This is a genomic window from Candidatus Palauibacter scopulicola, assembly GCF_947581915.1.
In the GTDB taxonomy this organism is placed as follows: Bacteria; Gemmatimonadota; Gemmatimonadetes; order Palauibacterales; family Palauibacteraceae; genus Palauibacter; species Palauibacter scopulicola.
The window spans coordinates 1-17,459 of sequence record NZ_CANPWG010000065.1; the positions used below are offsets into that span (position 1 = coordinate 1).

Here is a 17,459-nt window from a genome sequence, read left to right on the forward strand (position 1 = left end):
AGGGCGCCGAGGCGGCCGCGCGCGAGGGCGTCGCCATGGCCCGCGACGTCCTGGAAGCCGTGCGGCCTCACGTCGCGGGCGCCCTCGTCAGCACTCCCGGAGACGCCGTCGACCGCGCCGCCGCCGTGCTGGAGGCGCCGTAGGATGACTCGCCCGCCCATCCGTCGCGTCGCGTCGGACGTCCGCAGGGGTCGCGGCGCGGCGCGCCGCGAGGCGGAGGCGGCGATCCGGCGCCAGGCGGCGAGCGATCTGGACGCCTACGTCGCCTTCGACCCCGCCGCGATCCGGGAGCGGGCCGACGCCGTCGACCGGGCCGTCGCGAAGGGCGAAGATCCCGGTCCCCTCGCCGGCGTCCTGGTATCCGTCAAGGATCTCTACGCGCTCGACGGAACCCCGCTGCGGGCCGGGTCGAAGCGGCCGCTCCCGGCGTGGTCCGAGGGCTTCCTGGTCCGATCGCTGCGCCGGCTGGGCGCCGTGTTCGCCGGCAAGACCCACACGGTGGAGTTCGCCTTCGGCGCCGTGGGTCTCAACCCCAACACGGGGACGCCCGTCAATCCGTGGGACCCCGCTGAACACCGGGCTCCGGGGGGGTCGTCCGCCGGCGCCGGAGTGAGTCTCTGGGAGGGCTCCGCGCGCATCGCCCTCGGCTCCGACACGGGCGGCTCCATCCGCATCCCGGCGTCGGCCACCGGCGTGGTCGGCATGCGGCCGACGACCGGCCGCTGGCCGACCACGGGCGTCGTCCCCCTCAGCACGACGCTCGACACGGTCGGGTTGCTCACCCATACCGCGGAGGACCTTCGCCATGCCTTCCTCGCCCTCGATCCTCCGGCCGGATCCGACCGCGAGCCCGCGGGATCCCTGTCCGAGGGGATATCCGGACTGCGGATCGGGGTCCCGGCATCCCGCCTGTGGACGGACGCGGAGCCCGATATCCAGGCCGTCGTTCGGGGCGCGCTCGTCGAGCTCGAGGCCGCGGGCGCGATGCTCCTCGATGTCGATGTGCCCGAACTCGACGAAGCAGGGGAGCGCTACTTCGACGGCCGGATCGTGCAGCCGGAGTTCCTCGGGTTTCTGGAACGTGAACTGCCGGAGTGGATTCCGCTGCTGCACTCGATCATCGGCAAGCGGCTGGGGGCGGCGGGCGAGGTGCGGGCCATCGACTACCTGGCCGCCCTTGACGCGCGCCACCGCCTGTCGGCGCGGGCCCACGCCCGACTGACGGCGGAGCGCGTGGACCTCCTGGCGACGCCCACCCTGCCGATCGCGCCGCCGCCGCTTGCCGCCCTGTCGCGCCTGGGGGCGTACCGCGATGCCAACCGCGCCATGCTCTCCGGCACGTGCCCCGCGAGTATGCTCGACATGTGCGCGATCTCCCTCCCCGCCGGACTGGACGGAGAGGGCATGCCCGTCGGTCTCCAACTGATGGGACCCTCCGGCGGGGATCTGAGGCTCCTCGCGCAGGCGGCCGTCGTGGAGGGCGTCCTCGGGACGAACCTGACGCGACTGGGAACGCCGCCGCGGGTCCCCGCATAGCCGGTCCGAACGCTGCGGGGCCGGACGCTGCGGGGCCGGACGCTAGGGAGCCGGGTCCAGTGCCTTGGGATAGGAGCCCAGGATCTTGAAGGACAACGCGCGCTCCCTGATTCGGTCCAGAGCCTCCGCTACGAAGGGGTCGGTGCGGTGTCCCTCGAAATCGATGAGGAAGATGTACCGTCCGAGGCTGCTCTTCTCGGGGCGCGATTCGATCTTCAGCATGTTGATCCGCCGGTTCGCCAACTCGCCGAGCGCCTGGTAGAGCGTGCCCGGACCGTCCGTCGCGAAGTCGAAGCAGATCGAGGTCTTGTCCTTCCCCGTCGGCTCGTGATCCCTGGGCGCAAGCACGACGAACCGGGTGCGGTTCCCCGCGACGTCCTCGATGCGACCTTCGAGCACGAAGGCGTGGCGAACCTTGGCCGCCCGCATGCTCGATATGGCCGCCGTCCCCGGGCCGAAGACCCGCATGTCCTCCACGGCGCTCACCGTGCTCAGCGAGGCCACGGTTTCCGCTTTCGGAAGTCTGCGCGCCAGGTACTCCCGGCACTGTGCGATCGCTTGTGGGTGGGAATAGACGACCCTTATTTCGTCGAAATCGACGCCGCCCTCCGTCACCAGGCAGAGGTGGATCGGAAGGACGACTTCACACCGGATCCGAAGGTCCGTCCGGTGGACGAGGAGGTCGGTCGTCAGGGTGACGGGGCCTTCCGTGCTGTTCTCCAGCGGGACGAGCGCCTCGTCGATCTTCTCTTCCTCCGCCGCCCGCACGACGCTCTCGATGTCCCTGAACGGCACGTGATGCGCCCGCGGATCGTAACGCCGCGCCGCCTCCTCGCTGAACGTCCCGGAAGGCCCGAGGTAGCCGACCCTGGTCCGTCCGCTCCCCGTTCCCCAGATGGTCTCCGCAAGCTTCCGCGCACTACCCCGCATGGCGTTCATCCGGCAACATACAGTCCCACGCAAGGCCGGAGTGACCCAGGCTCCGGCGGAGGATGACGGGCCGCCTTCCCACGCCCCTCGGGCGGCGTCTATCTTCGGCGGACGATCATCCGTCCTCGTCGATCTACGCCCGGAGCCAGGCCATGAACCGCATCCCGCGTCTCCTCTTTTCGCTGCTGGCGCTTTCCCTCTTCACGCCGTTCACCGGTCCCGGCCATTCGAGGCCGCTGGAGGCGCAGGAGGTCGCCCCCGGAGCGGTGACGCTCGATTCCGCGTTCCTGGCGGGCTACCGCTGGCGCAACCTGGGGCCCGACCGGGGCGGGCGTTCGATCGCCACGAGCGGGGTCGTGGGGCGTCCGCTGGAGGGCTACTTCGGCGCGACCGGCGGGGGACTGTGGAAGACGGCGGACGGGGGCGAGAACTGGTTCCCGGTCACCGACTTCAAGATCACGTCGGCGTCGGTCGGGGCGGTGGCCGTCTCCGAGACCGATCCGGACCTGGTCTTCATCGGCATGGGCGAGACCTGCATCCGCGGCAACATCATGCCGGGGGACGGCGTGTACCGGAGCCGGGACGCGGGCGAGACGTGGGAGCACGTCGGGTTCTCCGAATCCGACGCCATCGCCACGATCCGCATCCATCCCACGGATCCGAACATCGTCTATGTCGCGTCGTTCGGGAAATACAGCGTGCCGAGCGAGGAGCGGGGCCTCTTCCGAAGCACGGATGGCGGCGACACCTGGGAGCGCATCCTCTTCCGCGATGAGCGCACGGGCGCCGTGGACATCGCCATCGACCGCAACAATCCGGATGTGATCTACGTGGCCCTGTGGGAGGCCTTCCGCAAGGAGTACACGATGTCCTCCGGAGGGCCCGGAAGCGGGATGTTCAAGAGCACCGACGGGGGCGACACGTGGACGGAGATCACGCGGAACCCCGGCATGCCGGAGTCGGGGGTCGTGGGCAAGATCGGGCTCGCCGTCTCGAGCGCCGATTCGGACCGCGTGTACGCCCTGTTCGAGCACGCCGACGGGGGGCTGTTCAGCAGCGACGACGGCGGCGACACGTGGGAACTGATCAACGACGAGCGCCGCATCCGGCAGCGGGCCTTCTACTACACGCACGTCTATGCCGACCACTACGATCCCGACGTCGTGTACGTGCAGAACACCTCGTTCTTCCGCTCGACCGACGGCGGCGCGACGTACGAGGTCATCAACAACGGGACGCACGGGGACTTCCACGACCTCTGGATCAGCCCGGAGGATCCCGCCCACCTCGTCGTGGCGAACGACGGCGGCGGCGCGGTCAGCTTCGACACGGGACAGCACTGGACGGACCAGGAGTTCTCGACCGCCCAGTTCTACCACGGCGTGACGACGGCCCACGTGCCCTTCCACGTCTGCGGTTCGCAGCAGGACAACTCGACGCTGTGCCTGCCGTCGGCCTGGAACGCGAACCGGTTCGGCTTCGGCCAGGCACCCGGGTTCGGCGGGGGCCAGCCCGCGAGCATCACCGAGGGCTCGATGGAGGTTGCGTACCGCGCCGGGGGCGGGGAGCCGGGCTACATCGCGCCGGACCCGAAGGACATCGACGTGTTCTTCTCGGGGACGAACAACGGACGCTACCTCGACCGCTACAACCGCCGCCTCGGCACGTCGCGCGAGGTGAACCCCTATCCCTGGTTCTACTCGGGCGAGCCGGCGAGCGAGATGGTGGAGCGCTGGCAGTGGACGTTCCCCATCATCTTCTCCCCCATCGACCCCAATGTCCTCTACACCTCCTCGAACCGGCTCTGGAGGACCACGAACGGGGGCGACGACTGGGAGGCGATCAGCGGCGACCTCACCCGCGCCGACCCCATGACGCTGGGCCATTCCGGCGGGCCGATCACCGGCGACATGAACGGGCCGGAGGTCTACGCGACCATCTTCTCGGTCGGGCCGGGAAAGGTGGACATCGGCGTGATCTGGGCGGGGTCGGACGACGGCCTCGTACACGTGACGCGCGACGGCGGTGCGACGTGGACGGACGTGACGCCGCCGGACATGCCGGAGTTCGGGCGCGTGAGCCAGATCGACGCCTCGGCCTTCGGGGCGGGCCGAGCCTACATCTCGGTGCGGAAGCCGCTCCTCAACGACCGTTCGCCCTACATCTGGAAGACGGACGACTACGGGGCGACGTGGACGAAGATCGTGGACGGGATCCGCGATGTGGCCTACGTGCACGCGGTGCGCGAGGACCCGAACCGGGAGGGGTTGCTGTACGCCGGGACGCAGCACGGCATGTACGTGTCGTACGACGACGGGGCGAACTGGCAGGAGTTGAACCCCGGGTTCCCGGACATCCCGGTCTCGGACGTCATCGTGGAGCACAACGAACTGGCGATCGCGAGCCACGGGCGCGGGTTCTGGGTGCTCGACAACCTGGCGCCGCTGCGGCAGGCGCGCCCCGGGCTGACGGAGGAGGCGGTCGCGCTGTTCGATCCGGCCACCGCGTACCGCTCCGCCAACGGGGCGACGCTCTCGTGGTGGTTCCGGGAGGCGCCGGAGGAGGCGCGGCTCGAGATCCTCGACGCGTCGGGGACGGTACTGCGCACCTACGAGCCGGCCCCGCGCCCCGACCCGGCCGCCGAAGGAGATTCGGCGGCCGCGGAGGGCGAGGCGGAGGGGGAGGCAGCGCCGGCCCCGGCGCGCGACCGCTGGGCGGGACCCGCGATGCCGGCCGAAGCGGGGCTCAACATGCTGCAGTGGGACCTTCGCACCGCGCCCGCCGCGACCTTCCCCGGCATGATCCTGTGGGGCGTGCGCACGATGTCGCCCGCCGTGCCGCCGGGCACGTACACCGTGCGGCTGACGGCGGACGGCGCGGAGCGGACGACGGAGATCGAGGTCGCCCGCCACCCGTGGATCGAGGACGTGACGGACGAGGACATGGAGGAGCAGTTCGAGTTCGGGATGCGGATCCGGGCGCGGGTCAACGAGGCCAACTCGGCCGTGATCGCCATCCGGCGCGTGAAGTCGCAACTCGACGACCGGCTCGAAGCCTCGGATGACGGACCGCTCGCGGAGGCCGCGGAGGCGCTGCGCACGGCGGCTTCGGAGGTCGAGGGGAACATCTACCAGGTGCGGAACCGCAGCAACCAGGATCCGTTGAACTTCCCGATCCGCGTGAACAACCGGCTCGCGAACCTGCTCTCGATGTCGGAGCGGGGCGACGGCCGGCCCGGGAGCGGGATGTACGACGTGTTCGAGATCATGGTGGCCGAACTCGAGGGCTACACGACCCGCCTCGACGAGGTATGGCGCGTCGAGCTGGCCGCCGTGAACCGCGAGCTGGAGCGCCTGGGACTCGCCCCGGTCGACCCGGCGGACGAATCGGTCGAACTCGTCTCCTGAACGGCTGAAGGCCCGGGGGCGACGTTCCCGCGGGAACGTCCTCCCGGGCCTCCGTTCAGGCTCGAGCCGCCTGAAGCGGGCGGCTCAGCCGGCCTTCGTGTGGCCGGCCTTCGTGTGGCTCAGCCGGCTTCGGGGAGCTGGCTCACGTACTCGATCATGCGCGCCTGCTGGTCCTCATCCGGCAGCCGGCCCATCCCGCCGCCGAGGTTGTCCACCATGTGCTCCGCGCGGCTCGTGGCCGGCGTCACCACCGTCACGGCGGGGTGCGCGGCCGCGAACTTGATGAAGAACTGGGCCCACGAATGGGCGTCGAACTCGCTCGCCCACTCCGGCACCTCGCGGTCTCCCACGCGCGACCAGAGTCGCGTGCGCCCGAACGGCACGTAGACGAGCACGCCGATCCGGCGCTCCGCCGCCAGCGGCAGGATCTCTTCGGCCGCGCTCACATTGTCGACCGCATAGTCGATGCCGATGAAGTCGAGGGGATAGTCCTGCATGGCCTGAATCAGGGCCGGATACTGCCGCTTGCTCGTGCTCGTGATCCCGATGTAGCGCACGCGCTCCGCCGCCTTCAACTCCTCGAGGATCCCGACCTGTACCGGCGGATCCCCCAGGTTGTGGACCTGAATGCAGTCGATGACGGGCACGCCGAAGTACTCGAACGAGCGCTCGATCTGGGCCCGGGCCGCCTCCGGATCCGCGGACCCGCCGCCCCGCCCGGCCACGTTCACCTTCGTCGCCCAGAAGATGCGGTCGGAGATCCCGAGCCTCCGGCAGATGTCTCCCGCCGCCCGCTCGGACGCCCCGCGCCCGTAGCTGGGTGCGGTGTCGAACACCGAGCCGCCGCCGTCCACCAGCGCCTGCATGACGCCTTCGATCTGCGTGTGGTCGTCGCTGAGCGCCACGCGCTGAAAGGTTGCCGAACTCCCGAGGCCGACGATCGGCAGTTCCTCCCCGGTGGAGGGGATCGGCCGCGTGATCATCTCCTGGCTCGCGAACGCGCGCAGGATGCGGGGGTTGAGGGAGAGGGCCGCGCCCGCGGCGGCGGTGGAACGGAGCCAGTCGCGTCGAGTGAACATCTTCGGATCCTCGTGCTGGGGTTGTGACCGAGGCGTCAAGCGTGCCTGTACCGAGCCGACGGTCGGGTAACACCTCACGCGGCCCAACCGCTGTGCGGTCGCCCATGCCGGCTCGGGTGCCGGCATGGGCGCGGACTCGGAGAGCCATTTGACCATGGTCATGACCATGGTTCTATTGATGGCGCGTTGAGGGTGTACGACAGACTCGGAGTGGACGGATGGTATCGGATCACGACCGGCCCGCGGGGCTCCCGCGGACGATCAAGGCCTCGGAGTTCAAGGCGAAATGTCTCAAGCTCATGGATGAAGTCGCCGAGACCGGCGAGGAAATCGTCATCACCAAGAACGGCCGCCCCGTGTCGAAGCTCGTGCCCTGCGAGGATCAGCCGGAGAGCTGGTTCGGGCGGGATCGAGACATCATTCGGATCCACGGCGACATCACAGGACCGATGCCCAGGGAGTGGTGGGACGACGGGGACGAAGGAGACGACCTCTTTTGATCCTGCTCGACACGCACGTGCTGCTATGGCTCAGGAGTGGAGACCGTCGTCTGGGGCGACGCGCACGGCGGACGGTCGAGCGGGCGCTACCGCAGAGGCGCGCCGCGGTCTCGGCCATTTCCTTCTGGGAGGTTGCCATGCGCGTGCACGCGGGGCGGCTCGATCTCTTCGCGGATCCGGAGGCGTGGCGCCGTGACCTTCTTGCTCAAGGGCTCGTCGAAGTGCCGGTGAATGGCCTTATCGGCGTACGGGCAGGGTTGCTCCCCGGCCTGCGCGGCGACCCGGCCGATCGGCTGATCGTGGCGACGGCTCTTGAAGGACACCGACTATTGACCGCCGACGCCCACATCCTGAGGTGGTCCGGCAGGCTGAACCGGATCGACGCGACGGAATAGGACGGATGCGCGGGGCTCCTGCTCAGGCGGCGGGTGTACGTCTCAGCCTGCTCCGGCCTCGAGGGCGGCGACCTCGGTCATGATGCGGTCGAACTGCGTGGCGGCGCGGTGCGGGGCAAGGTTGCACAGGTAGGCGTGCCGCGCTCCGAGTCTCCGGAGGGCGACGATCGTCTCCGCGCAGTGCCGCTCCGGCGTGACTCCGGCTTCGAAGGCCGACGCCACCGCGTCAACCGGCACCGGGAAGAAGCGGGACAGCCGTTCCAGTACGGTCCGGCGGCCGTTCCGGTAGTAGAAGACGCCGAACGAGCCGGGAATCTCCAGGCGCTCGCGCCCCGCGCCTTCAAGCCAGCGCTCCGCCCGCCCCAGGTCGTGGTGGGAGACCACCTGCGTGAGGTAGTAGTCGGCCTCGAACTCCCGGTCCGTGGCGAAGCCGACCTGTTCGGCGATCGGGCGATGGAGGTTGACCCAGCCGCCGAGTGACAGGCTCCGTGTCCGCTTACGGAACTTCTGCCGAAGTTGATACCCGTGGGGAACGCAGCGTTCGGCGCCCCGCACCTTGTCTCCGCCCGTTACCGTGACGCTCTCGACGCCGCGGGCTCGCGCGCGGTCGACGTAGCGCAGGCAGTAGTCGAGCGGGTGGAGGCAGGTCAGGAAGGGAACCACCCGCCACGGTTCGACCTCGTTCGCGAGGTTGGCCGTCAGGTGCTGGAGGTTCTCCTCCTCCTCCTCGCCCACGGCGCTGTCCGTGAGCATGAGGAAGGCGTCGCGCGCCGCGAGCCCGCGGATGGCATGGGAGAGGTCGATCCACATGTCCATCGCGCCGCCGCGCGTGAGCCCGCTTCGCGGCGGCCGTAGTTCGACCGTCATCGTCGGCGTTTCCCCGCGCAGCCGCTCCACGAACCGGCCGGAGCCCGGTTCCCGGGAGGTGTGCTGGGGAGGTGTCGTGTCGCTCACGCCGGAAGATCTTGCCTGGTTCGTCGCTGGACAGCCCGTGGCAAACACCCCGCGGAACGGGGTTTCGGATCGAAGGAGGATGGGGTTCCGGAGTTCCGTTGCAAAGGCGGCCGTCGACGGTTCCGTTTCGAGCCGCGATCCGCTCCCGTCGGCGGCCGGTCTTCCGCGCCGGTTCGCGACGGGTTCCACGTACCACGACCGGAGGCGTCCGGGTGACGGAGGAAACGACGAAGGAGACGATCATCGAGGACAAGGCGCTGGCGGAGGACATCCTCACGCTCCTCGCCCGCACGCCCGGCACCGTGCGCGTGCTGCTCGAGGATCTGCCGGCGGACCTCCTGCACGCGGACGAGGGCGAGGGGACGTTCAGCCCCTTCAGCGTGCTGGGACATCTCATTCAGGGTGAGATCGACGACTGGATTCCGCGGGCACGGTGGATCCTGGAACACGGTCGCGACCGGGCGTTCCCCCCGTTCGACCGGTTCGCGCACGTCGAGCGCACCCGGGACCGCCCGCTGGACGAGTTGCTCACCGAATTCGAGACGCTGCGCGAGACCGGACTCGCGGCACTGCACGAGGTCATCGAGGAGGGGGCGGATCTCGACGCGGGGGGGCTTCACCCGGAGCTGGGCGAGGTCACGCTGCGGCAACTCCTCGCCACCTGGGCCGTCCACGATCTCAACCACATCGCCCAGATCACACGCGTCGTCGCCCACCGGTTCGAGGACGAGGTCGGGCCCTGGAAGGCGTACCTCCCCATCCTCCACCACGACCGATAGGTACGTCGCGCCGGCCGAGCCAAGCGCCTTCGCTGGCAGCGGGCGGTTGCGGCAGGGCCGCTACGTTGGCCGGTCCCGCCGCTCCGCTTCGGCGGCGCGGACGGCGGCGGCGAGGGAGTCGGTGTACGGCGGGCGGTGGATGCCGCGTTCGGTGACAATGCCGGCCACGAGTTCGTGTGGCGTGATGTCGAAGGCGGGGCTGTACACGCCGGCCTCCTCGGGGGCGAGGAGGGGGCCGAAGCCGCGGCGAACCTCGTCCGGGTCCCGGTGTTCGATCGGGATGTCCGCGCCGGTCGGGGTGCCGAGGTCCACGGTGGAGGTCGGCGCGAGCACGTAGAAGGGGACCCCATGGCGGTGGGCCAGCACGGCCAGCGGGTACGTGCCGATCTTGTTCGCCACGTCGCCGTTGGCCGCGATGCGGTCGGAGCCCACGAAGGCGATGTCCGGCGGGTCCGAGGCGAAGAGCGACCCGGCCATGTTGTCGGCGAGCACGGTGACCTCGATGCCGGCGCGGGAAAGCTCCCAGGCGGTGAGGCGACTCCCCTGGAGGAGCGGGCGGGTCTCGTCGGCGAAGACGCGCACTTTGCGGCCCATCTCGGCCGCGACGTAGACCGGGGCGAGGGCCGTCCCGATGCCCCCCGTCGCGAGCGACCCCGCGTTGCAGTGCGTGATCACCGACTCGCCGCCCGCCAGCAGCGCCGCCGCGTGCTCGCCGATCGCGCGGCACATGCGGCGGTCCTCCTCGTGGATGGCGTCGGCCTCGGCCGCCAGCGCCGCGGCCAGTTCCGCCGCGTCGCCGGTGGCCGCCTCCAGCCGCGCCCGCTGCCGGCGGACCGCCCATACGAGATTGACCGCCGTCGGCCGGGCGTTCGCGAGCCCCTCGGCCCAGCCGGCGAATCGATCCCGCAGCGCGTCCGCCGACACCCCTTCCGCGGCGGACTGCCGCGCCAGCGCCGCGAGCCCGACGGCGGCCGTGATCCCGATGAGCGGCGCCCCCCGCACGCGCAGGCTGACGATCGCCTCGATGAAGTCCTCGAGCGTCGAGAGTTCCTTCTCCTCGTGGACGCCGGGAAGGAGCGTCTGGTCGAGGATCAGCGCGCTCAGACCCTTGGGGGCCCAGCGGATCGTTTCCGGCACGGAAAACTCGCGATCGTTCATGCCGCGCAACCTATCCGGCGGCGGGAAAGGCGCTACCTTGAACTGCCATGTGATGTCCCGCAGGGATCGAAGCAGGGATCGAATGCAGTCCAGGAGGAATCATGACGTCGTCAAGAGAAGACAGGGTCGTCGGCTCGGCTGTTGCCTTCCGGGTGGCCGCGGCCGCGCTCGCGCTCGCCATCGTCGCTCCCTTCGGCCCGCTCGCCGGGCAGGAGCGGGATCCGGATCACTTCGGCCCGGCGGACGTGTTCGAACTCGAAGTCGCCGGCGATCCCCGGATCTCGCCCGACGGTTCCCGGGTCGTCTACGTGCGGTCCTCGATGGACATCATGACGGACCGTCAGCGCAGCAACCTGTGGATCGTCGACTACGACGGCTCGAACCACCGTCCGCTCCTCACCGGACAGAGGAACTTCTCCTCTCCGCGCTGGTCGCCGGACGGCACGCGACTCCTCTACGTCGCCAGCGACGAGCACGGCAAGGCACAGCTCTACCTGCGCTGGATGGACAGCGGACAGACGGCCCTGCTCACGCAGCTTGAGCGAGGCCCGGGCGGGCTCTCCTGGTCGCCCGACGGGAGCACGATCGCCTTCAGCATGTTCGTCCCGGACACGCCGCCGCCCTTCGCGCAGATGCCCGCGAAGCCGGAAGGCGCGACGTGGGCGCCGCCCGCCACGACGTACGAACGGCTCTACTACCGCTCGGACAGCCAGGGTTTCCTGCCCGTCGGGTACTCCCACGTCTTCGTCCTTCCCGCGGAGGGAGGGACGCCGCGCCAGGTCACGCACGGCCCCTACAACCACGGCGGGACGCCCGAGTGGACGCCCGATTCGCAGCACCTGCTGATCTCGGCCACCCGCCGCGACGACTGGGAGTACGTGCGGGACTCCGAGATTTTCGAGTTCGCCGTGGCCGATGGGGCCGTCCGGCAACTGACCGACCGGCGCGGCCCCGACTCGAGTCCGACGGTGTCGCCCGACGGCGGCATGATCGCGTACACCGGCTACGATGACCGCTTCCTCGGGCACCAGGTGTCGAAGCTCTACGTGATGAACCGCGACGGGTCCGGCTCGCGCCTCATCGCCGACGACCTCGACCGCTCGATCGGGAACCTGCACTGGGCGAGCGACGGGGCGGGGCTCTTCTTCCAGTACGACACCGAGGGGAACACGCGCCTGGCGCACGTCGACCTCGACGGGAACGTGATGGACATCGTCTCCAGCGTGCAGGGTCTGTCGATCGGACGTCCCTACGGCGGCGGCACCTTCTCCACCTCCGGGAACGACCGCTTCGCCTACACCTACGGGACGCCCGACCACCCCTCGGACCTCGCCGTCGCGAACCGCGGCGGCGACTGGCAGCGCCTCACGCACCTGAACGAGGACCTCTTCGCGCAGAAAGCGATCGGGGAGACGGAGGAGGTCTGGTACAAGTCCTCGCACGACGGACTCGACATCCAGGGCTGGATCGTGAAGCCGCCGGACTTCGACCCGAGCCGCAAGTATCCGCTCCTGCTCGAGATCCACGGCGGTCCGTTCGCGAACTACGGCGACCGCTTCAGCGCCGAGGTCCAGCTCTTTGCGACCGCGGGGTACGTCGTCCTCTACACGAACCCGCGCGGCAGCACGAGCTACGGCGAGGACTTCGGGAACGAGATCCACCACGCGTATCCGAGCTACGACTTCGACGACCTGATGTCCGGCGTCGATGAAGTGATTTCGCGCGGATACATCGACGAGGACCAGCTCTTCGTCACCGGCGGGTCCGGCGGCGGCGTGCTGACGGCCTGGATCGTGACCCACACGGACCGCTTCGCCGCGGCCGCGTCGCAGAAGCCCGTCATCAACTGGTATTCGTGGGTTCTGACCGCGGACATGGGCGGCAGCGGCGGCCTCAACTACTGGTTCCCGGGCGCGCCGTGGGACAACCTCGAGCACTACATGGAGCGCTCGCCGGTCCACCACATCGCGAACGTGACGACGCCGACGATGCTCATCACGGGCGAGGTCGACTGGCGGACGCCGATGTCGGAGTCGGAGCAGTTCTACCAGGCGCTGAAGATCCGGAAGGTGCCGTCGGTCCTCGTGCGGATTCCCGAGGCGAACCACAGCATCGGCGCGCGTCCCAGCGGCCTCATCAGCAAGGTGCAGCACATCCTCGCCTGGTTCGAGCGCTACCGGCCGGGCGGGACGACGACGCAATGACCCCAGGCCTGACCCCAAGCCGCGGGAGTGGCGGCAGTCGCGGTGGGCCGGACAGCGGGCCGACGGATCGTGAGCTGGGGCTCGACCGCGAGATCACGCGGCGCGACTTCGTCCAGTTGGCAGGGGCGGGGATCGCGGGCTCCGCGCTCCTCGGGTGCGGGGGGGAGGCGCCCGGAGGTGGCGGCCTGGCGGTTCCGGGGATGGCTTCCGAGCCGTGGTCCGACGCGCTGGGGCCCGACTGGTACGGCCCGGGCGGCGTGGGGGACTACGCGTCCTCGCACGGGAACACGCCGGAGGTCGTCCGCTCGGCGCACTGGGTCCGTGACGGGCGCGCCCCGAGCGGGGAGACGACGGACACCGGGGAGCGCTTCGACGTCGTAATCGTCGGGGGCGGGCTCGCGGGTCTCTCCGCCGCGCACCACTTCAAGCGGCACCGGCCCTCGGGCCGCTGTCTCGTCCTCGACAATCACCCCGTGTTCGGCGGCGAGGCGAAGCGCAACGACATCATGGTCGACGGCGTGCGCCTGGCCGGGCCGCAGGGATCGAACGATTTCGGCATACGCCCGCCCACGGGGGAGCCGGACGACTATTTCACGACGCTGGGCATCCCGCGCGAGTTCGAGTACGCGCCGGATGCGGGTCAGGTGAAGGCGCCGCTCGAGAACTACGGCTTCATGCACTGGGTGCAGGACCAGTTCTCCATCGGGCACTACTTCGGCGGGACGCGGCGCGGCGGGCGGCCCGGCTGGTCGGGGGGTTCGGGCGGCTGGGTCAGCGACCTGTGGGGGGATCCCTCCCGCGCGCCCTGGACGCCGGAGGTTCGGGAGGGCTTCGAGCGCTGGCGGAACGCCCGGGTCGCGGACCATGTACCCCCGGACGCGCCCGGGGGGCCGGACAATCCCGGGCCGTGGCTCGACGGCATGACGCTCAAGGCCTACTACGAGGACGTGCTCGGCCTGCCGCCGGAGGTGACGGCGTACGTGGACCCGATCCTCGCCAGCATCATCGGACTCGGCTGCGACGCGATCTCCGCCTGGTGGGGGATGCACTTCGACCTGCCCGGCTTCGGGCTCCCGTCCCGCTACGACGGCATGACCTTCCACTCCTTCCCCGGCGGGAACGCGGGGATCGCCCGCTACTTCGTGAAGGACGTCGTGCCGGACGGCATCGCCGGCGAGCGCACGCTGGGCGACGTGCTGAACGGGGCGATCGACTTTGGCGCCCTCGACCGGCCGGATCAGCCCGTGCGGCTGCGGCTGGGCTGCACCGCGATCGACGTGCGCCACACGGGAGCCGGAGACGGCCGCGTGCGCGTCACGTACGTGCACGAAGGCCGCGCGTACTCGGTGGAGGCCGACGGGGTCGTGCTCGCGAGCGGCGGGTGGATGAACCGCTACATCGCGGCCGACCTGCCGGACGGGCACCGCGCGGCCTACGGGCACTTCCGCCACGGGCCGATCCTCGTCGCGAACGTGGCGCTCCGGAACTGGCGCTTCCTCGACCGCCTCGGGATCGCCGGCTGCTTCTACGAGGGCGATCTCGGCTTCTCGTGCAACATCCGGCGGCCCATGTACGCGGGCGACTACCGGCCGGTCCACGCGCCCGATCACCCGACGATGCTGACCTTCTACATCACCTTCGAGGCGCCCGGCTCGTCGCCGGTGGACCAGGGGATGGCGGGCCGCACCGAGATGCTGAGCATGTCCTTCACGGAGTACGAGCGGCGGCTGCGGGCGCAGATGGTCGAACTGTTCGCGGAGGGCGGCTTCGATCCGGCCGAAGACATCGCCGGCCTCGTCCTCAATCGCTGGGGGCACGCCTACGTGGCGCCGGGTCCCGGCTTCTTCTTCGGACGCGACGGGGCCCCGGCCCCGCCGGATGTGATTCGCGAGCCCTTCGGGCGCGTCGCGATCGGGCATTCCGAACTGCGGGGGCACCAGAACTGGACCGGCGCGTCCGCCGAGGGTCGTCGAGCCGTCGAGACCGTCCTCGACCTGATCTGATGCCGCCGCTGATGCCACCGCCATGCGACGGGTGAGGCCGCGGGCGGGCTTCCGCGGCCTGGGGGCGCTCGCGCTCTGCGCGCTGGCGGGCTGCGCGTCCGCCGCGGTGCCGTCCATCGAATACGAGATCCTGGGCACGTTCCCGCACGATCCCGCGGCGTACACGCAGGGGCTTCTCTTCCACGACGGCGCGCTCCTCGAGAGCACCGGCCGCTACGGCGAATCGAGCGTGCGCCGCGTCGACGTGCCGACGGGCGAAGTCCTGGCGAGCGTCGCGGTGGACTCGGCGCTCTTCGGCGAAGGGCTCGCCCGGGTGGACTCCGAACTCGTGCAGCTCACCTGGAAGTCCGGCCGGGCCTTCGTCTACGATCTCGAGAGCCTGGACGTGCTCCGGGAGTTCGCCTACGAAGGCGAGGGATGGGGCCTCTGCTACGACGGCGAGTCGCTCTGGATGTCCGATGGTTCGAGCGCGCTGGAACGTCGTAACCCGCAGGACTTCACGGTTCTCGCGACGGTCGAGGTCACGCGCGCGGGGTCACGGCAGGGTCGGCTGAACGAACTGGAGTGCGTGGACGACTGGATCTACGCCAACGTCTACCAGACCGACGTCATCGTCCGCATCGACAAGGCCACCGGCGAGGTCCTGGGCGAGATCGACCTGTCGAGCGTCCCCCTCAGCGCCCGCAAGCCCGGAGACCCCGAAGCGGTGCTCAACGGCATCGCCTACGTCCCCGAAACCGGCGTCTTCCTCGTCACCGGCAAACTCTGGCCCAACCTCCTCGCCCTCCGCCTCGACGACTAGCAGCGATTCGCCCTTTCCTCGACATCGGCGCATCGATTGATGATCTCCTCGAACGCTTCCTCATCATCGAACAGCATGCCGCCGCGCACCATCTGTTCATAGTCGGCGGCGAGAGCTTCCCTGAAGGGACCGTCCGGGCATAGTTGAAGCCCGCCGGAAACTGCGGCTTCGTAGTCGATCCATCCCCCCGAGGTATCCCGTTCCCTGAAGAAAAGCGACTTGTGGCGAGCCACGGAACCAGCCAGTGCCCGGTCCGCCAACGCTTTCTCGGCGTAGCCGGCGTCGTCCAGCCGAACCAGGTCGTGCCAGTGTCTCGAGAGGCGCGTCCCCCGCTGTCGGAGCCGACGGCAGAAGACATGTATCGCCGTGGCCTTCTCCCAGAAGGTACGCTCGGCCAACATCACGGAGGGTTGCGCCGAAGGGAAGCGAACGTCGGGCAAGAATTCGGCCGCGTCGCACTCGATCCGCCGCTCCTGACGAGGCTCGCCCGTCGACCGCGCGCCGAACTCGACAAGCACTTCCGGCAAGACGAACCCATAATCGTCGAACAGTGGTTCGTAGCCGACGTAGACTCGGTCGCCGTCGGCTCGAAGCCGGGCCGGGAATCCGCTTCGGGCCAACCCGTCGCGGATGGCCGGAACTGCTTCGTCTCCGGTCCATTCCGCCAGCCTGGAACGGATCGTCCGTGTCCAGCGCCGCTCCTGGCTTCGCGTCGGGGGAAGCGCTTCCTCGCCAGCTTGGGCCACCAATTCCGGAGCGAAGCGGCGGATGTCATACGTAATGTCGACATCCTCGGAAAAGCGGCGGATCGCGCGGTAGGCCTTGGCCAGAGACGTCCCGCCCTTGAACACCAGATCCCGGCCGGACGGCGTCTCGAAGAGTACGGAAAGGGTCTGGACGACCCAAATGTCCTTTTCGAGAAGGTGTGCGGGCCGGCCGCCAAGGCTCGTGGCGGTTTCGAGTGCCTCACGCCGTTCCGGTGCGGACAGATTCTGGAACCGGACGTTACCCATGAGCGACCAGGGCGCTGAGAGGCGTCGCGATCCACGAGGGCAGGGCCGAGCGTATAACCGCGAGTTCCGCGAGATCTGCCCGGTCAAGCCTGCGTTCGATCCGCTCGATGTTCCGTTCCACTTCCGCAGGACCCAGCCAAGCCAGGGCACGAATGGCCAATCCGGCGGGCCGTCCCGGAGCGACGAGCTGCCAGCGTGGCGCGTGAAGCAGGCGGATGATCAAGGCATACAACCGCAACACTCGATTCGGTCCCGACGTGAGGTACACCAATCGGACCGGCACTTGAGTCGTCAGGCCGAGGACGTTCGCAGCCGCCCCGCCGCTCGGGACGATGGTTTCTCCCCACAAGGAGGAAAGTGCTTCGATGACGGTCTCGGCGCCGGGTGCGCGAACGCCGAACCGGGTTTCTATCGGACGCATGTAGACGCCCCGGCAGACCCGCAGCAGCAGCCCCCGCCGGACCAGGCGGGACAACGCCTGATCGACGGCCGCCCGGTTTCCCAGATGGAGCAGGCCGTTGGCACGGATTGGTGTGCCCTCCGGCAACGTGGCTGCGTGTTCCGCAATCTGACTCGGGAGCCCCGGCATGGTTCGCCTCCGGTTTTGTCGCTTCAAGTGTCAGAAAATAATTGAGTTTCTAACACACTGCAAGCAAACACAACGCTGGCTTCGTGAGGAGTCGATTACCTGTAGCTGCG

The 17,459-nt window shown here is 69.5% G+C and carries 14 protein-coding genes; 8 read left to right on the forward strand and 6 right to left on the reverse strand.

The window, feature by feature from the left end; translation table 11 throughout:
* The first annotated feature begins 144 nt into the window (after positions 1–144).
* Entirely contained in the window at positions 145–1,536 is a 1,392-nt protein-coding gene (locus tag RN743_RS12635; RefSeq protein WP_310780302.1) for an amidase, read from the forward strand.
* Positions 1,537–1,578: 42 nt separating this feature from the next.
* On the opposite strand, the gene pheA is transcribed toward RN743_RS12635, so the two are convergent.
* Positions 1,579–2,466 carry a prephenate dehydratase gene (gene pheA / locus RN743_RS12640; RefSeq protein ID WP_310780304.1) on the reverse strand — a complete coding sequence of 296 codons (888 nt, stop codon included), beginning with the start codon at positions 2,464–2,466 and terminating at the stop codon, positions 1,579–1,581.
* A gap of 152 nt (positions 2,467–2,618) precedes the next feature.
* On the opposite strand from pheA, the gene RN743_RS12645 reads away from it, so the two are divergent.
* Positions 2,619–5,873: a hypothetical protein gene (locus tag RN743_RS12645; RefSeq protein WP_310780306.1), complete on the forward strand. Its 3,255-nt coding sequence runs from the start codon at positions 2,619–2,621 to the stop codon at positions 5,871–5,873.
* A 119-nt stretch (positions 5,874–5,992) separates the two neighbouring features.
* Here RN743_RS12645 and RN743_RS12650 read toward each other — a convergent pair whose 3' ends face one another.
* On the reverse strand, positions 5,993–6,952 hold the full coding sequence (locus tag RN743_RS12650; RefSeq protein ID WP_310780308.1) for an aldo/keto reductase: 960 nt from the start codon (positions 6,950–6,952) through the stop codon (positions 5,993–5,995).
* A 218-nt stretch (positions 6,953–7,170) separates the two neighbouring features.
* On the opposite strand from RN743_RS12650, the gene RN743_RS12655 reads away from it, so the two are divergent.
* Both RN743_RS12655 and RN743_RS12660 read left to right on the forward strand, forming a co-directional pair.
* The gene (locus tag RN743_RS12655; RefSeq protein ID WP_310780310.1) at positions 7,171–7,452 is read left to right on the forward strand and encodes a type II toxin-antitoxin system Phd/YefM family antitoxin; all 282 of its coding nucleotides are present in this window, start codon (positions 7,171–7,173) and stop codon (positions 7,450–7,452) included.
* Entirely contained in the window at positions 7,449–7,847 is a 399-nt protein-coding gene (locus RN743_RS12660; RefSeq protein ID WP_310780312.1) for a type II toxin-antitoxin system VapC family toxin, read from the forward strand. Before RN743_RS12655 ends, RN743_RS12660 begins: the two co-directional genes overlap by 4 nt.
* A 42-nt stretch (positions 7,848–7,889) precedes the next feature.
* Here the strand turns inward: RN743_RS12660 and RN743_RS12665 are convergent, their stop codons facing one another.
* Positions 7,890–8,801 carry a hypothetical protein gene (locus tag RN743_RS12665; RefSeq protein WP_310780314.1) on the reverse strand — a complete coding sequence of 304 codons (912 nt, stop codon included), beginning with the start codon at positions 8,799–8,801 and terminating at the stop codon, positions 7,890–7,892.
* A 212-nt stretch (positions 8,802–9,013) separates the two neighbouring features.
* On the opposite strand from RN743_RS12665, the gene RN743_RS12670 reads away from it, so the two are divergent.
* Complete coding sequence (locus tag RN743_RS12670) at positions 9,014–9,580, forward strand: DinB family protein (protein WP_310780316.1); 567 nt, start codon at positions 9,014–9,016, stop codon at positions 9,578–9,580.
* A gap of 60 nt (positions 9,581–9,640) precedes the next feature.
* Here RN743_RS12670 and mtnA read toward each other — a convergent pair whose 3' ends face one another.
* The gene (gene mtnA, locus RN743_RS12675) at positions 9,641–10,738 is read right to left on the reverse strand and encodes an S-methyl-5-thioribose-1-phosphate isomerase (protein WP_310780318.1); all 1,098 of its coding nucleotides are present in this window, start codon (positions 10,736–10,738) and stop codon (positions 9,641–9,643) included.
* 101 nt (positions 10,739–10,839) lie between these two features.
* Here mtnA and RN743_RS12680 point away from each other — a divergent pair, with 101 nt between their 5' ends.
* From RN743_RS12680 to RN743_RS12690, 3 genes are read left to right on the forward strand one after another with little or no spacing between them, the layout of a single operon-like run.
* Positions 10,840–12,942: a S9 family peptidase gene (locus tag RN743_RS12680; RefSeq protein WP_310780320.1), complete on the forward strand. Its 2,103-nt coding sequence runs from the start codon at positions 10,840–10,842 to the stop codon at positions 12,940–12,942.
* On the forward strand, positions 12,939–14,945 hold the full coding sequence (locus RN743_RS12685; protein WP_310780322.1) for an NAD(P)/FAD-dependent oxidoreductase: 2,007 nt from the start codon (positions 12,939–12,941) through the stop codon (positions 14,943–14,945). The genes RN743_RS12680 and RN743_RS12685 overlap by 4 nt, the downstream gene beginning before the upstream one ends.
* Positions 14,946–14,967: 22 nt before the next feature.
* Positions 14,968–15,747, forward strand: coding sequence for a glutaminyl-peptide cyclotransferase (locus tag RN743_RS12690; RefSeq protein WP_310780324.1), 780 nt, complete (start codon positions 14,968–14,970; stop codon positions 15,745–15,747).
* Here RN743_RS12690 and RN743_RS12695 read toward each other — a convergent pair.
* Complete coding sequence (locus RN743_RS12695; RefSeq protein ID WP_310780326.1) at positions 15,744–16,760, reverse strand: nucleotidyl transferase AbiEii/AbiGii toxin family protein; 1,017 nt, start codon at positions 16,758–16,760, stop codon at positions 15,744–15,746. The genes RN743_RS12690 and RN743_RS12695 overlap by 4 nt on opposite strands.
* Positions 16,753–17,349 (reverse strand): DUF6088 family protein, encoded by a 597-nt coding sequence (locus RN743_RS12700; RefSeq protein WP_310780328.1) that lies wholly within the window; start codon positions 17,347–17,349, stop codon positions 16,753–16,755. The genes RN743_RS12695 and RN743_RS12700 overlap by 8 nt, the downstream gene beginning before the upstream one ends.
* Positions 17,350–17,459: the final 110 nt, after the last annotated feature.

Coding starts and splice junctions, on each gene's coding strand:
- RN743_RS12635 (WP_310780302.1), top strand. CDS start 145: ATGACTCGCCCGCCCATCCGTCGCGTCGCGTCGGACGTCCGCAGGGGT.
- pheA (WP_310780304.1), bottom strand. CDS start 2,466: ATGCGGGGTAGTGCGCGGAAGCTTGCGGAGACCATCTGGGGAACGGGG.
- RN743_RS12645 (WP_310780306.1), top strand. CDS start 2,619: ATGAACCGCATCCCGCGTCTCCTCTTTTCGCTGCTGGCGCTTTCCCTC.
- RN743_RS12650 (WP_310780308.1), bottom strand. CDS start 6,952: ATGTTCACTCGACGCGACTGGCTCCGTTCCACCGCCGCCGCGGGCGCG.
- RN743_RS12655 (WP_310780310.1), top strand. CDS start 7,171: ATGGTATCGGATCACGACCGGCCCGCGGGGCTCCCGCGGACGATCAAG.
- mtnA (WP_310780318.1), bottom strand. CDS start 10,738: ATGAACGATCGCGAGTTTTCCGTGCCGGAAACGATCCGCTGGGCCCCC.
- RN743_RS12680 (WP_310780320.1), top strand. CDS start 10,840: ATGACGTCGTCAAGAGAAGACAGGGTCGTCGGCTCGGCTGTTGCCTTC.
- RN743_RS12685 (WP_310780322.1), top strand. CDS start 12,939: ATGACCCCAGGCCTGACCCCAAGCCGCGGGAGTGGCGGCAGTCGCGGT.
- RN743_RS12690 (WP_310780324.1), top strand. CDS start 14,968: ATGCGACGGGTGAGGCCGCGGGCGGGCTTCCGCGGCCTGGGGGCGCTC.
- RN743_RS12695 (WP_310780326.1), bottom strand. CDS start 16,760: ATGGGTAACGTCCGGTTCCAGAATCTGTCCGCACCGGAACGGCGTGAG.
- RN743_RS12700 (WP_310780328.1), bottom strand. CDS start 17,349: ATGCCGGGGCTCCCGAGTCAGATTGCGGAACACGCAGCCACGTTGCCG.